The organism is Paenibacillus sp. VT-400 (genome assembly GCF_001029205.1).
Taxonomy (GTDB): Bacteria; Bacillota; Bacilli; order Paenibacillales; family Paenibacillaceae; genus Paenibacillus; species Paenibacillus amylolyticus.
In genome coordinates this window covers 245,175-260,190 of the sequence record NZ_LELF01000038.1, presented here as the reverse complement: position 1 = coordinate 260,190, position 15,016 = coordinate 245,175, and the positions used below count along the sequence as shown (strand labels likewise).

The following is a 15,016-nucleotide window of genomic DNA, read 5'->3' as shown; positions in this document are numbered from 1 at the left end:
GCAAGTGGGTGGACAATTGCTGGTGGAATTGAATGATCTTCGAATTGCGGAAAAAGAACTTACACAGCTGCTTGCCCGTCTGCAAGCCGATGAACAGGAAGCGCGGGCGCTATACAGTCGCCTGAACGATTGGAAAGGCCAGTCCGCAGATCATACAAGACAGCAGATTGAAGAGTTTTTTGCGGGCTTGTCCAGACGTATTCAATCCATTGAACAGCAGAAGAAAAGCTTGCTGCAATATATTGAGATCATGATCCAGACGGATCAGGAACGCTAAAGAGTGGTAAGGCTGATGCCATATTGCGGATGGTAATCAGCGTGGATAAGGGTGTGGCCGTGGAGCGGCATGATTAGTGCCTTAACCACGGATTGTAAAGAACATGGGTAGCCAATCAAAATGATGATAGCTAAAAAGCCTACGGCATATCGGGTTTGATCCGGTATGCCATAGGCTTTTTGTTATCTGAATTTTTCTCAGGTTTTCGTAAAACTATAAGTTAGTTCTTAACGTTTTTTGCGACGTGTAGCCAACGCAATCCCCAAGAAGGACAGGATCAGGGCCAGAATGGATACGATCAATGTTGCTTGTTGAAGCTTCAGCGTACCCGGGTCTGTATCCGTGTTGTTTGGTTCACCTGTAACGGTGTCATTGAGTGCATCGCCCAGCGTGGTGTCATCGTTTGCTTTGCTATCGTCGGTAGCTGCATTATCCCCAGTGGCTCCTTCTGTACCTGCACTATCATGTCCTCCACCTGCCGCAGCATTATCAGCAGCAGCCGGATCTTCACTAATCGTCGTGATACTGTGCGGGTTGGCGTCACTTGGTTGGCCTGTCCATTCTACGATGCTACCATCACTGTAGTATTGGAAGGCATCCCAAGCTACTTCAGCTTCCGCCTTAGGGTTCTGTGCAACGAAGTTGAACTGCTGGAATTGCCCTGCCAGAATGCCTTCGTTATCGCCGTCAATCTCCCACGTAATTGATGTTACTTCATTGGAATCGTTCTTCTCTGTGGTGATTTTCCAGCCTGCCAGTGGTTGATATTGCTTGAATGCAACACCTTCCGGAACTTTCATGGTGATTTTGGTTGTAGGCAGTTCTTTCTCGGATGGAATCTTAATGGTGTACGTCTGCCATGCACTTGTCTGTGCAACGGATGGGCTAACGGTAACGTGAGCGCTAGCGAATCCGGCGAATAACATGAATGCTGCGGTACCTGTTGCGATAGTGGATGTTAGTTTGGAAATCCATGATGTTTTCTTCAAAATAAATAACCCCTCTCAGTTCTTATCATATATGATGCGGCCCATTTTCTTAAATGAGTGTCTACGTTCTGCAAAGGCCGTTTCGGTTACGAATGGTCTTTCGAGTGATTAAAAGCAGGTTACACTTGCTACTTCGATGACAGAATAACCTTCCAATCGCTGTTATCCCCAGATTTTTTGATTCCCTTTTCTTAAAGGGGAAATCTGGTGATAAAGGCGAACGCTTCGCTTCTCCAGAATCAATTTCATTCCCTTCACTACATTTGCAGTTTGTAGAAACACTAATTTTAGATTGGGTCACTTTTCAATATAAACGTTGTGTAACTATGGCTTGGCGGTGTCGATCTCAAATTCGGCATCCAGTGCATCCAACGTTTTGGTCAGGAGATGTACCTTGATATTCCAACGTCCAGGCATGGAGATGTAATCTTCAGCCTTGTACACACCGGTGTCATTTTTCGGAATGGTAATCTCATAGATCCCCATATCCATGTCCAGATGTGTGAGTGACAGTGTGATCTGTTCCAGATCGTTAACGATGCTACCGTCTGCACGTTTCACATCGACTTCGAATTGGTTCTCTCCCGTTACATTGGGACTCACCTGAAGTGTGATCGCCGAGCCGTCTTCTGTAGTTTTTGTCTCCTGATACGGACCGACCGCAGCGGGTTGTCCTGGAGACAGGTGTGTCAGTACGGCAGCAAGAGCGAGAATCACAGCACCAGTGGCAAGTTCGGCTTTCAGGCTGCCGGATAATCTGCTTCCCGTTGCTGCTCTTGCTAATCTGGCATGACGCCACGCGAAGACAAGCATCACAATAAGCAGGACGATCTTGCCGATCAGGACAAGGCCATAAGCTGTAGTGAACAAGGAAGTCAGCACAGGTGCTGGTAAAATAATCAGACTGCTGTATATCCCTGTAGCAACCAGAGCGGCTACGGCGCCAATCCCCCAGGCGGTAAACCTGCGAATAGCAACCCAGTAGACTTCTCCTCGCACCTTCGATGGCAGCTTATCCGCCAGTGGAGGCAGACATATCGCCATGGCGGTTAGTGCGCCAATCCAGAAAGCAGCACCAATTAGATGTATGAAATCCATGGCAATCGCCAGCGCACGTTGATCCGCCGCAGCCGGATGTCCCGTCATGGCATGCGTGAACAGCCATCCAAGCACGAGCACGAGTGATCCGTAAGAAGACCAGATGCGAGCACGGATGGATCGATCGCGATCATATCCGGAGAGAATCGTGACGGCCAGCAGCATTACAATGAGTATCTGTAACATCCAGATCTGACCAAAGGATGTCAGCTTGAGCGCACTTCCGATCAATCCCCAGCTTAGTTCACCCAGAGCCACACCAGATTCATATAACGTATTCAATGGCAGGCTGACCAGAGCGGCGAAGGAAGCAGCAGCATAACTGATCCATAACAATCTGTAGCTACCCGGAACGTCCATAGGTTCTCTTGTCATGGATGTCGGTGCAATTCGCAGCAGCAAGAATGCAAGTGTCCCCAGAATGACAGACAATCCGAGATACTGAATCCAGTCTGTCAGGGATACAATCCATTTCAGCGGCCCGCCTGTTGAACCGGAACCGGATGTAAGATCACTCAGTCCGGCAGGAGAACCGGATGGTTCACCGATATGAAAAACATATGCCCCTTGAATCGGGTGCCCATCGGCAGATACAGCTTTCCAGTTAACGGCATAAGTCCCGTTCCCGAGTCCAGCCTGCAGGCCAGTCTCCAGAATATGAGGGCGATCCACATCAATCTTTACATTTCCATCGTCTGCCTGATTGCCGTCAGGTCCGGTAATTTTGATATCATAAAAGGCCGTCTGCAAGGATTCGTTGAACTCCAGCGTCAGCCGCTCCGGAGCAGCTACGAGGATCTCATTTTCTCCTGGCGAAGCCTTAACAATATAAGCATGGGCAGATGCCCACTGTGGCATAACAAGGCAACATACGAGCAACAGACAGGTGACCAATGCCCAGTGCCGTTTGCCCCATTTCAGGGTAAAGCGTGTAAAAATCAAAAAATCATCACCCTCAGGTTATAGATTTGTAGTCATTCATGGTCCTTTAAACACAATCTAACCCATTATAACTTTGTCCAAAATGACTGCGTATGACTACATTGGGCTATAAAAAAACGATTTGGTCTACATAATTGTGACAAAAGCATGAATGCTATGTCATTTCTCACCTATGTCGGAAGCATCATTGACTCCGAATTAACAATGTTTATTTGCGAAGTTTACGTCCTGCAAGCCCGCTCTCTAGTGCGTAGCGGGTGAGTTGTACCCGGTTTTCAAGCTGGAGCTTCTGCAAAATGTTTTTGAGATGATTCTTCACCGTCTGGTCTGAAATACCGAGTTGATCGGCAATCTCCCGATTGGTATATCCCGCGGATACCCATTGCAGAATCTCAAGCTCCCGCGCCGTTAGCGGGTTATCTTGCACATCTTCACTGCGTGGTGCGGGGAACTCCTGCAAAATCCGGTAGGCCAGTTCCTTACTGAGCGGTGCATCGTCACTGACGATGGCGCGCAGGTATTCAAGCCAGGTGGAAGGTGTTAGATTTTTGAGCAAATAGCCTTGAGCGCCTTGTTTCAGTGCTTCGAACAGAAACGTCACATCATCCGATACGGTGACCATAACAACGATAACATAAGGGAATCGCAGCTTGATCTGACGGGTAGCTTCCAGCCCATCCATGCCCGGCATCTGCACGTCCATCAGGATCAGGTCAGGCATCCATTGTCCGGTGAGCTCCAGCGCTTCCTGTCCATTCGAAGCTGTACCTATCACTTCAAACAGGCTGTCCTCGGATAAAATGCTACAGATCGCTTCACGCGCATGCGCATGATCATCAACAACCAATACACGTACATGTTCCATATTAAGTATGCTCCTTTCCTATCGTCATTCGTGTATGCCCCGGTCTTGAATCGAGGGTAAAAGACCAACCCATCTCGGCAGCACGCTCCTTCGTAATTCGCAGTCCGTACCGATCCTTCAGATGAATAGGATCTCCACTTAGTCCATTCCCATTATCCTGAATATAAATGAACCAGGCAATTGGGTTACCTTCCGCATGAACCTGAACGCGGGTAGCCTGCGCATGTTTGCGTACATTCAGTAGTCCCTCCCGGATACAGGCGAGCAGTTCCACTTGTTCCTTGGCAGAGAACGTTACACCCCTGAGGTCCCAATGAATCTGTGCACCAGGTACCGTTTCCTTGACGAGCACTTCGACCTGCGCATGCAGTGAAATAATTTCTGACGTTACCGTAGAGGAGGGAACAAAACGCAACTGGGCAATAGCTTGCCTTACATATGTATTGACTTCATGCACGGTTTTTTGAATCTCCTGGATCTCATGCTCATGTCCGCTCCCTGCCAGACTACGGCCTGCTTTATCGGTCTTCACTGACAGCAGGAAAAGAGACTGAGATATGCCGTCGTGAAGTTCCCGTGCCAATTGGTCACGAGCTTCCAGCGCTGCTTTTGCTGCACGTTCCTGCTCCAGAGCAGCCCTGGCACCTTCGAGCATGTGGAACAGTCGGCTGAGCAGTGTCACGCTGACGAGGTAAACGATGACGGGTGTTAACCAGTTTCCAGCATCCATCGAAAGGTACGGCATCAGAAACTGATGGCGAATGTATTCCCAGATGCCAACCGTGAATGTGGGGATCAGCAGAATCATCCATTTAATTTGTTTATAGGACATGAATGCAGAACTCCTTTGATCTAGGATTAGCTTATTTAGGTACTTTATTTATACAGGGATGGGACCATTATAACGCAAGCTTGTCCAAGACCCTAGTCTGTGTCTTTGGAGAAAGCTGGGGAGGATCAGGGAGTATTTAGAAGGATATCTAAGAATGACAAGGGGTGAAATGTTGTCACGCTAGGTGAGGGTTGGTGTGTCCAGCTGAGGAAGGCTGAGTCCGTTTTCCCTATCGGAGAAGGTCCTCTATACTTAATATAGAACGTGAATTCATTACAAAACATGTTAAGGAGTGAAGCAACAACATGAGTCAAGAAGTATTGGAACGTCGCAGTGAATTGCTCAAAAAGAACATTCATCAGATGCTTGTTCAAGACAATCAGCACGGTATCAGTCGCCAAGACAACATGTTTTTGCAGCAGATGATTAAAGAGCTGCATCAGACCTCACATGAGCTGAATACCAAATCTTAATGTAGAATCTGCACGAGAATGAAGTTGTCTGGTGTACGATTCATTCCATGAAAATGAAAATGGCGCTATCTCCGATCAGACCGGGGATAGCGCTTTTACTTTTTCTGGGCTTATAGAAGAAGTTCTGTTTATTTTACTGCAACTGTTGCTGAGCGGTTCTTTTCTCAATATATTGAATGAACAACTCGGCAAGCTCCGGATCGAACTGTGAACCCGAACATGAGCGTAGCTCCCGAATGGCTTCTTCCATGTTCTTGGTTTCCTGATACGGCCTCTCTGTCGTCATGGCATCAAAGGAGTCAATCACGGTCAGCATTCGGCAGAGCCGGGGAATCTCGTTACCCTTCAGGCCGTAAGGATAGCCTTTGCCATCATAGCGCTCGTGGTGAAGTTCAATATACGGAATCAGATCGGCGAAGCGATCGTTCGTGATCACCATTTTTTTGCCCCAGGTGACATGTCCTTTGATCGTTTCCCATTCTTCTGCGGTGAGCTTGTCCTTTTTGTTCAGAATGGACCAAGGAATCTCCAGTTTTCCGATGTCATGAATCAGTGCTCCCAGCACGAAGCGACGTTTCTCCGCATTGTCCAGTGCGAGCAATTCACTGATATCCAGTGCATATTTGTAGACCCGTTTGGAATGTTTAAACGTATCCATATCTTTGTATCTGAACAGATTGAGCTGCTGTTCGATGTCACGAACGTCCTGTACCAGATCAATCTCGTGTTCCATGCCATCATTGCTGCCGTGGCGGTGCACGTTGTTTTTGCCCTGTTTCTTCGCATAATATAGTGCTTTATCCGCCTGATCCACAAGCTGGGATTTGTTATACATATCCACCTGATAGGGTGCGACGCCAGCAGAGAAGGAGAGACAACCGTGTGGAAACACTTCAACGCCTTCAAACGGCGTGTCGTTCAGTTGTTTACGCAGCTTGTTCATGAACCTGTAGGATTCGTCCAACTCCATGCCTGGCATGAGCAAAGTGAACTCTTCTCCTCCATAACGAAAGGCGGTAACAGGTGTGCCTTCCGTCTTTCGCATTAGAAAATCCCCCAGCAGGGCTAGCAGACTGTCACCTTGAAGGTGGCCAAACCGATCGTTATACTTTTTGAAATCATCGATATCAATAAGCCCCAGACAGAGCGGGGTTCCCTGCGTTCGAGCGTTAGTCAGTTCGCTTTCTAACATGCTTTCGAAATAACTATGGTTGAACAGACCCGTACGTTGATCCGTGTTGGCCTTTTCCTCAATCGTCTGATACATCACGAACAACTGCCTGAATGCATGGGAGAGCAGAATGCTAAGACTTAGATACAACAACAGGCCAAGTACGCCATTGTGCACAACCAGAATTGTCAGGACCAGCGCCAGAATCAGCGTACACAGATAAACCAGCAGGGATTCGGTAACGAATGCCCGCTTCATCTGCTGTAATGCATCCTTTGTTGAGAAATGAAAGAATAAGCCAAGTGTGATCGTGTTGATGATGAAGTAGGCTGCGAGCGCTGCAAAATAAGGAATCAGGTTATAGCCGTCCAGAGTTCCCGATTGCCCGCCAGTCCACTCAAACACGGCAGCTGCTCCCGTAATCATGAGACTGTAGATGCTGAAATTAACAATGTGTTTCCACCAGGTTAGCTTGCGCTCTTTGATTAACAGGATGATGGAGACAGGAAGCAGTACGGATAAACTGAAAGCTCCGCCAAACATGAATATACAGGCAAGGTATACCGATGAATCCATGGATTGCTGATTGCCTTTGGGTGGAATCTGGAACGTGAAATAATCCAGAATTAACGCCGCACCCAGCATGGTGTAGACCATAACCCAATCCGCCGTGGTTAGATGAAGGTAAGACCACTTGTTCATGTATAGAAAAACACCGATCCCGGTACAACTAAGCAAAATAACATACATACTGCTTCGATCTGCCTTATGGATAAGGTTACGAATAAAGTTCATAAAAAATCTCCTGCTTGAGTTTAGTCTAATCTTGATGTGTATATAGTTGGTGTTCTTCTATAGGGATATACTATATAGATGTATAACATACCAAGTTGCCTGCCAAAAATCCAGACAGAAAAAACAGGCCGCTGGCAGCCTGTTTGTCTTGTTGGGTGGTATGGATACTAGCCGCCCAGCTTGTATCCCGAAGTTAACGCTACAACGACAGAAGCCACGATGATTGCGTTGATGACAATGCGGGAATATTTCACACCTTCAAATTTTTTCATGGAGAAGACCTCCCTTCCTTGGAGTCTACCTGTTTTCTTCAAGCCTGATGAGTTTTAGCAGGTTGCACAGCCTTTTTGTCCCGATTCACCATCATGTATTGAATAAAAAGGAATATGCCAATATTCATGACCACATCACCGATACTGATGACCTGAGTCCGTGGATAAGGGCTGGAGAGTGGGATGATATCACCGAGAAAAGGCAGATTTGTAGATGCATCCATCATAAAATGCTTTGATACGGCGCCGCCTTCCCGGAGCATGTCTACATAGTAGGGTCCCAGTACAGCGGAGGCTTCCACAGAAACAGGCATGCGCCCACCGTTTACAGCCATAACGGCAAAATTGAGAAATACCCCAATCCAGATGAGCATGAAACCGGTATGGTGTCTGTTGAGCCACAGGAAAGCGAGCCCTGTAATGTAGACGGCAGCAAAGAGATATCCATTAATGGATGCCACCCATTCGAATCGTTCCTGGAGATAGAAAATAAAGAACTGGATTAGCAACAATACAGGGAAAATCCAGCCACTTCGCAGCTTGAGTGCTGCAAACTGGTTGAGCCCATGCCGCGAGCCGCCCCGAAAAAATCCAACGATCAAGCCTAGTAGAATACCGTCATATACCATGGAGTAACTCCTGTTCGTGCGGAGATATGCAATATGATTGCGTGTTTGTGTACATAAAGGATTCGACCTTATATTGGTAATTCCTGCATGAGAAAAATGATTTTGTTGAAGAAATTTGGAAAATGCTGAACAAAAAACCGCCTTTACGAATCTAGGGGTCGAAACCCCTGTAAAATTCGGTAAGGACGGCTGCTTATGGTGCCAAAATACGAGCTTTAATTCGGTTGAAGACGGAACTTATTTTATTCAGATCCACCGTTCAGATAGTTGAAGAAAGGCTGGTCCACCCAGAAGTCATACGTCGTAATGTCCGCATCAGGTGCCAGCTTCAGGAAACCTTCCCGAATGGATTTGGCATTTTCTTTCAGAGAGAAGGACTGAGCATAGTAATTGCCAAGCGCGATCTTATTATTGGAAATGACAGGGTAGTTCGCCAATGCGGTTGGTGAATAATACAGCGGTTGCCACCAGGAGCTGAGAATCAGTGGAGATGTACTGTCGCTGTTCTTTTTGGCATATTTCAGCACAATGTCGTTTAAGCGGACTTTATCTGACACATTGTTGAACTCGAACTGAATATCATATTCCTTCGCAGAAGCAATATAGTTACCGTTATCGATCTGTGTCACCTTATAATCAGGCGTTTCCTTCGGCTCGCCCCATTCCTTCAAATAAATGAAGGCAGATGTCTTGGGTTGGAATTGCACATCAGCATCAATACCTTCGCTACGCAACAAACCAACCAACTGTACAGCATGTTGAATATTATCGTGGCCGTAAGTAAGTGTCAGTTCATCGATAAAGTTGGAATCAAAGCGGCTATCCTTCAGATTATAACCTGTTACGAGATCATCTCGCAGGGCCTGATCCACAATCTTTCTCAGCTCAGGTGATTCGATCAGATCCGCTGTGCGATATGCAGCATACAGTTTGGAATAGATGTCCGCATCGCCGGAACGCCCAATCTCATGTTTGTATTTCCCTTGACTGACCAATACGCGTCCAAGCAAAGTATCAGCGAAATCTTTACTTGCTACGCCACCCTTAAGGAGAGCGGGGTATAGGCTTTCAGGAATCAGGCCTGTATCGATCGCAGCAGCCAGCTCCTGTGCGGCTTGTCCCTGAACACGGTTTGGTTTAATGCCAACTTTGGCAAGTGCTTTGGCCGTTTTCTCTGTGGGATATGTATAAGCGAGTTCCTTGAATCCGGCTGCTTTCACCGCGATGAAGACGGCGGCATAAGTGCTCAGTTGATCCTTGGCACGTACTTCTGTACCCGTAAGAACCCCATTATTGTATAAGGATACGGCAGCATCATATGAAGAATCACCAGAAGACAGATCGGTAAAGACAGGAGCGTTAGCTTCACTGTCACTTGCTTGAGTTGCTTCCGTGATGGCTGCAATGGCTTGAATGAAATCACCTTTGGTAATCTGTTGCGGCAATTGAATGTTGTATTTCGCTTGCAAGAATTGAGCAAAATCCGCTGCGCTTTCCGTGTAAGCAACTGGCGCCTGAGCTACCGGTCCTTTGACACTTTGTGAGGTGGTTGGTTTAGCCGGAGTTGCAGATGCTGCAGAAGCAGAAGCGGGCAAGCTAAGGCTGCCGAGTGTTACCGGAGCGGCGAGTAGGGCTGCCAACGTGATCTGGGTGATTTTTTTCAAATGAATAGCCTCCTTAAAATGGGTTGGAAAATAATTAGCTTTGGGTTATAATTCTGACAATTCCTATCAGAATATAATAATTGGATTGACTTTAGCACGGAGACGCGCTGGATGTCAACGAAAAAAAGCTTGATACAGAACGGTTTCCAAAGCTTGGTAGAAAGCGAATTGTCAATTATATTCTATTTGAGTGTATACGCTCAAAGATTTATTGACAAGGATCGACAGTATCCGCTAGGATAAGAAAAAAGAATGTTGAAAAGGGGTATTTTCAAAATGAAAAGAGGTTTATCGTTCGTCTTATCGATCATCATGTTGGCTATTTTGTTGGCAGCTTGTGGGAATTCGGCTTCCAAAGACGAACAATCCGCCCAAGGCAGTGATTCGGAGAAATCTCTTCGGATGGCCCTCGTACTTCCCGAAAAAATAGGGGTTAACCCTTTCTTTGTACAGATGGATGAAGGTTTCAAAAAAGCAGGCGAAGAATTCAAAGTAGATACCAAGACGATTGAATCGACAGACCCGGCAGCATTTGAACAAAATCTGCGTGCTGCGGTTGCCGAGAATTATGATCTGATTATTACAGCAACTTTCCAGGCAGAAGATGCATTGAAGAAAGTTGCAGCAGAGAATCCGGACAAGTCCTTTGCGATTGTAGATACAACCGTTGATCTTCCAAACGTTCGTAGCGTTGGTTTCCGTGAATATGAAGGGGCGTACCTGCTCGGTGCAGCTGCTGGATTGTCCACCAAAACAGACAAAGTCGGCATGATCGCAGCAATGGATGTACCATTGATCAAGAAATATACGGAAGGTTTCAAAGCTGGATTGGAATCCGTGAATCCGGATGCAGAATTCCTCGTGAACTATGTAGGTGGATTTAACGACCCAGCCAAAGCAAAAGAATTGGCGTTGGTACAATTCGGCAAAGGCGCTGACTTCATCGCTGGCGCATCCGCTGTAGGTGATCTTGGTGTGTTCGAAGCAGCAAAAGAAAAAGGCTTCTATACTTCCGGTCAGGATACGGACCGTACTGTTGAAGACCCGGAACATATCGTATTGTCTCAATTGAAGTCAACCGATACGGTTGCTTATGAGACTGTGAAAGATTTTGTAGAAGGCAACTTCAAAGCAGGCGCTGTTAACTACGGTTTGAAAGAAGACGGTGTAGGCCTGACGTACGTTACACGTGATAGTGAATCTCCATTGAATGCTTTTGTCGGACAAGAAGTGATCGACAAGGTTAAAGCAATCAAGGATGATATCGTATCCGGCAAAATCGTAGTCAAAGATCCATTGCAACAATAGTTTCGAATGTTCTTTTCAATGAATGAGTGATGGAAATGATCAGCCGGCTGCCCGATCAGGCAGCCGGTTTTGCTGCTATTAAATGACCAGTATATGTTCAACTTATCGTTTACACGATAACGGCGATCGGAAGGTTATTCTGTCATCGTAGTGGCGAGTGTAACCTTTTTAAGTTGAACTGAGGGGAGCGAACGCGAGATATGCTGTTGGAGATGGAGCAGATTACGAAGAAGTACGGTGGCTTCACCGCTAACCGGGACATCCGTTTTAATTTGCGTGAGGGAGAGATTCATGCCCTTGTTGGTGAGAACGGGGCCGGTAAAACAACCTTGATGCGTATGCTGTACGGTATGGAACAGCCCACGTCAGGCACAATCAAAGTCCGTGGACGTGAGGTAAGCTTTGCTACGCCGTCCCAGGCGATGGCAAGTGGCATCGGCATGGTGCACCAGCATTTCATGCTGTTCCCTTCCTTTACGGTGGCGGAGAACATCGTGATCGGACGTGAACCGGCTAAGGCAGGCGCATTTGATCGCAAAAAGGCAGCAGCCCAGGTAAATGAGTTGGGCAGACAATATGGCATGCCGGTTGACCCGTGGAAAAAAGTGTCCGAGTGCCCGCTTGGCATGCAGCAGCGTGTTGAAATTCTTAAGGTGCTGCATCAGGGCGCAGACATCATTATATTGGATGAACCTTCGGCGGTACTGACACCGCTTGAAGTGAAGGAACTGCTGGCGAACATGAAATCGCTCGCCAAGCTGGGCAAAACCTTTGTACTGATCACGCACAAGTTGCAAGAAGTCATGGATGTAGCCGACCGGATCACGGTGCTTAGGGATGGTCAGGTGACAGGTACGTTGGAAGCGAAGGATACACATGTGGAGGAATTGTCCCGTCTGATGGTTGGTCGTGAACTTGTGCGTATGGACAAGCAGCCATCGGTTCCAGCCGAAGCCGTGCTTCAAGTGGAAGGGGTTAATCTGTCCGGAGCGAAGGATCGTTCGGCGCTCAAGGAGATCCATATGGAAGTTCGAAAAGGTGAGGTCGTTGGTATAGCGGGTATCTCGGGTAACGGCCAGTCGGAACTGATTCAGGTCATTGCCGGACTGCGTAAGGCGGATAGTGGTCGCGTTGTGCTCTCCGGGCAGGATACAACCAACTGGCCTGTACGGCGAATAAGGGAGCATGGACTTGCTCATATTCCGGAAGATCGCTACATGTGGGGAGCGGCCAAGGATGCGAGCGTTCGCGAGAACGGGCTAATGGGACACCATCATCGCTTGCAGTCACGGGGCATCATCAAAGCCAAAGCAGCAAAAACGATGGTAGAGAGCTGGATCAAACAGTTTAGCATCAAGACGGGTTCTGCGGAGACCAAGGCACAGTTTCTGTCTGGAGGAAACTTGCAGAAGTTGATTGCTGCCCGTGAATTTGCACAAGATACACCGTTTCTGATTGCAGCCGAACCGACTCGTGGTGTGGATATCGGAGCGATGGAGACGATCCATGCCGAATTGCTGCGCAAACGCAGTGAGGGCGTTGGCATTCTGCTCATTTCATCGGAGTTGTCGGAGATTTTGCAATTATCTGATCGGATTATTGTCATGTATGAAGGCGAAATTGCCGGAGAACTGAGAGCAGAAGAAGCGACTGAGGAACAGATCAGCTTGTTAATGGCAGGAGGGAAAGAGCGGATATGAATCGGGTAAAAGAAACACTTCGCGGACTCGTACAGCCGCTGCTTGCCGTATTCATCGGTCTGATTGCAGGGGCTGTAGCGATTCTGATCGTTGGCGGTGATGTGGTAGATACGTATGCGGAGATGTGGAAAGGAGCCTTCGGCAACTTCTACTTCTTCACCAATACGTTGGCTCGTTCCACACCAATCATCTTGGCGGGGCTTGGCGTAGCATTGGCATTCCGTGCCGGATTTTTCAATATGGGAGCCGAAGGCCAGATGATTCTTGGCGGGCTTAGTGCCGCGCTCACGGCGCTCTATCTGCCAGGACCAGGCTGGTTTGTGTGTATTGCTGCGATTGTGGCAGGTATTATTGCCGGGGGAATCTGGTCCCTGTTTGCAGGCTGGCTGGATGCACGCTTCGGGATGAACTTATTGATCACAACCTTACTACTTAACTATATTGCCATTTATTTCGGGGGCTACATGGTCTCCTATCCATTTAAGGACCGCACAGGATCTGCAGCAATGGCTCAGACACCCATGATTGACCAGAGTATCTGGTTGCCGAAGTTGTTCCAGGGCATGGGGCTGCATGCAGGCTTCATTATTGCCATTGTAGCGGCCATTCTGATCTACTGGTTCACGCATAAAACGGTGACTGGTTACGAGATCCGCATGCTCGGCAGCAACCCGTCCTTTGCAACCTACGGTGGTGTTCGCCGCATTCGCATGATGATGCTGTCCATGGTCATCAGTGGTGGACTTGCTGGACTCGCGGGTGCGGGGGAAGTGCTCGGTACACAGTACCGTTTCCTTGATGGCTCATTGTCATCGGCAAGTTACGCATGGAGCGGCATTATGGCCACGTTGCTTGCCCGCTCGCATCCACTCGGTACAGCTGTAGCAGCTATTTTGCTGGCTGCGTTACAGACAGGTGCCATGGGGATGGAACGGAATACGGATGTGCCGCTGGAAGTCGGCAGTGTCATCCAGGCGGTATTGACGTTATTTGTATCAGCTCAGATCGGTTATTCATTCCTGAAGCGGAGAAAGGAGAAAAAGTCCAATGCAACAACTGTTTGATGCAGCCATGTTTGGCTCAACCTTGCGGATTATGACTCCAATCCTGCTTGCAGCGCTCGGTGGGGCTTTATGTTCTCGTGTCGGTCTGTTTAACGTGGGTCTTGAAGGACTGGTTCTGATCGGTGCGTTCTCCGCTATTGTCGGTAATTATCTGTTTGGCAATGTGCTGCTGGCGGTACTCTTTTCCATTATAATTGTGATGTTATTCTCGGCGCTCTTTGCCTTTATAAGCATTAATCTGAAGGCCAATGCCATCGTGGTCGGGATCTCGCTCAACTTCCTGGCTGCGGGGGTGACGACCTTTGCATTGCGTGCGATTTTTGATGTAAAAGGTGCATACTACGACAAAGACATGGTGGGACTTCCCAAGTGGGATATTCCGCTGATTAAGGACATTCCGTGGGTCGGCGATGTAATATCGGGACATAGTCCGCTGGTTTACCTCGGTATTGTGCTCGTGATTGCACTACAATTTTATCTGTTCAAAAGTGTATCCGGCTTCCGCCTGCGCTCCGTCGGTGAGAACCCGATTGCAGCACAGAGCATCGGGATCAAGGTACGTGGCATCCAGTATGGTGCCGTTCTGATGTGCGGTGTGTTGTGCGCTCTGGCTGGAGCACAGTTGTCGCTTGGTCAGGTGACGATGTTTACCGAAGGCATGACTGCTGGTCGTGGTTTTATAGCGCTGGTGGCAACGATGTTAGGGCAAGCGAATCCGCTGGGCGTGATGGGCTCCAGTGTGCTGTTTGGCTTCATGGAAGCATTGAGTATTCGTCTGCAAGGATTCTCCCTGCCAACGCATTTCACGTTGATGCTGCCGTATATTGTGACGCTGGTCGCGATGTTCTTTTTCAAAGACCGTACCTATGCACAGGATGCACTGAAAGCGGGCGGAAGCTCGCGTTAATTCCTGAATGTCTATGTTAGAGACAGTAAA

Annotated in this window: 13 protein-coding genes; 6 read left to right on the top strand and 7 right to left on the bottom strand. The window is 48.0% G+C overall.

All coding sequences use genetic code 11. The features are described from left to right. Positions 1–4 precede the first annotated feature (4 nt). Entirely contained in the window at positions 5–277 is a 273-nt protein-coding gene (locus tag EL84_RS01260) for a hypothetical protein (RefSeq protein ID WP_017691024.1), read from the top strand. Between the two features lie 227 nt (positions 278–504). Here EL84_RS01260 and EL84_RS01255 read toward each other — a convergent pair whose 3' ends face one another. From EL84_RS01255 to EL84_RS01240, 4 genes are all read right to left on the bottom strand, one after another. Next, positions 505–1,266: a YcnI family protein gene (locus tag EL84_RS01255; RefSeq protein WP_047840387.1), complete on the bottom strand. Its 762-nt coding sequence runs from the start codon at positions 1,264–1,266 to the stop codon at positions 505–507. Between the two features lie 324 nt (positions 1,267–1,590). Next, positions 1,591–3,306 carry a copper resistance CopC/CopD family protein gene (locus tag EL84_RS01250; RefSeq protein ID WP_053061341.1) on the bottom strand — a complete coding sequence of 572 codons (1,716 nt, stop codon included), beginning with the start codon at positions 3,304–3,306 and terminating at the stop codon, positions 1,591–1,593. Between the two features lie 208 nt (positions 3,307–3,514). Next, on the bottom strand, positions 3,515–4,171 hold the full coding sequence (locus EL84_RS01245) for a response regulator (RefSeq protein ID WP_036616682.1): 657 nt from the start codon (positions 4,169–4,171) through the stop codon (positions 3,515–3,517). A 1-nt stretch (position 4,172) separates the two neighbouring features. Then, entirely contained in the window at positions 4,173–5,003 is an 831-nt protein-coding gene (locus EL84_RS01240; RefSeq protein ID WP_047840386.1) for a sensor histidine kinase, read from the bottom strand. Positions 5,004–5,308: 305 nt separating this feature from the next. Here EL84_RS01240 and EL84_RS32195 point away from each other — a divergent pair, with 305 nt between their 5' ends. Further along, positions 5,309–5,476: a hypothetical protein gene (locus tag EL84_RS32195; protein ID WP_017691019.1), complete on the top strand. Its 168-nt coding sequence runs from the start codon at positions 5,309–5,311 to the stop codon at positions 5,474–5,476. 133 nt (positions 5,477–5,609) lie between these two features. On the opposite strand, the gene EL84_RS01235 is transcribed toward EL84_RS32195, so the two are convergent. From EL84_RS01235 to EL84_RS01225, 3 genes are all read right to left on the bottom strand, one after another. Beyond that, complete coding sequence (locus EL84_RS01235; RefSeq protein WP_047840385.1) at positions 5,610–7,442, bottom strand: diguanylate cyclase; 1,833 nt, start codon at positions 7,440–7,442, stop codon at positions 5,610–5,612. Between the two features lie 310 nt (positions 7,443–7,752). Then, on the bottom strand, positions 7,753–8,343 hold the full coding sequence (locus EL84_RS01230) for a DUF5317 domain-containing protein (RefSeq protein WP_047840384.1): 591 nt from the start codon (positions 8,341–8,343) through the stop codon (positions 7,753–7,755). A gap of 242 nt (positions 8,344–8,585) precedes the next feature. Then, positions 8,586–10,007, bottom strand: a complete 1,422-nt coding sequence (locus tag EL84_RS01225; protein WP_047840383.1) for a hypothetical protein — start codon at positions 10,005–10,007, stop codon at positions 8,586–8,588. Between the two features lie 276 nt (positions 10,008–10,283). On the opposite strand from EL84_RS01225, the gene EL84_RS01220 reads away from it, so the two are divergent. The 4 genes from EL84_RS01220 (at position 10,284) to EL84_RS01205 (ending at position 14,986) form a co-directional block, all read left to right on the top strand. Beyond that, positions 10,284–11,315, top strand: coding sequence for a BMP family lipoprotein (locus tag EL84_RS01220; protein ID WP_017691014.1), 1,032 nt, complete (start codon positions 10,284–10,286; stop codon positions 11,313–11,315). A 200-nt stretch (positions 11,316–11,515) separates the two neighbouring features. Then, complete coding sequence (locus EL84_RS01215; RefSeq protein ID WP_047840382.1) at positions 11,516–13,015, top strand: ABC transporter ATP-binding protein; 1,500 nt, start codon at positions 11,516–11,518, stop codon at positions 13,013–13,015. After that, positions 13,012–14,079: an ABC transporter permease gene (locus EL84_RS01210; RefSeq protein ID WP_047840381.1), complete on the top strand. Its 1,068-nt coding sequence runs from the start codon at positions 13,012–13,014 to the stop codon at positions 14,077–14,079. The genes EL84_RS01215 and EL84_RS01210 overlap by 4 nt, the downstream gene beginning before the upstream one ends. Beyond that, positions 14,063–14,986: an ABC transporter permease gene (locus EL84_RS01205; protein ID WP_017691011.1), complete on the top strand. Its 924-nt coding sequence runs from the start codon at positions 14,063–14,065 to the stop codon at positions 14,984–14,986. Before EL84_RS01210 ends, EL84_RS01205 begins: the two co-directional genes overlap by 17 nt. Positions 14,987–15,016 lie beyond the last annotated feature (30 nt).

Coding starts and splice junctions, on each gene's coding strand:
- EL84_RS01230 (WP_047840384.1), bottom strand. CDS start 8,343: ATGGTATATGACGGTATTCTACTAGGCTTGATCGTTGGATTTTTTCGG.
- EL84_RS01210 (WP_047840381.1), top strand. CDS start 13,012: ATGAATCGGGTAAAAGAAACACTTCGCGGACTCGTACAGCCGCTGCTT.
- EL84_RS01235 (WP_047840385.1), bottom strand. CDS start 7,442: ATGAACTTTATTCGTAACCTTATCCATAAGGCAGATCGAAGCAGTATG.
- EL84_RS01220 (WP_017691014.1), top strand. CDS start 10,284: ATGAAAAGAGGTTTATCGTTCGTCTTATCGATCATCATGTTGGCTATT.
- EL84_RS01215 (WP_047840382.1), top strand. CDS start 11,516: ATGCTGTTGGAGATGGAGCAGATTACGAAGAAGTACGGTGGCTTCACC.
- EL84_RS32195 (WP_017691019.1), top strand. CDS start 5,309: ATGAGTCAAGAAGTATTGGAACGTCGCAGTGAATTGCTCAAAAAGAAC.
- EL84_RS01245 (WP_036616682.1), bottom strand. CDS start 4,171: ATGGAACATGTACGTGTATTGGTTGTTGATGATCATGCGCATGCGCGT.
- EL84_RS01205 (WP_017691011.1), top strand. CDS start 14,063: ATGCAACAACTGTTTGATGCAGCCATGTTTGGCTCAACCTTGCGGATT.
- EL84_RS01240 (WP_047840386.1), bottom strand. CDS start 5,003: ATGTCCTATAAACAAATTAAATGGATGATTCTGCTGATCCCCACATTC.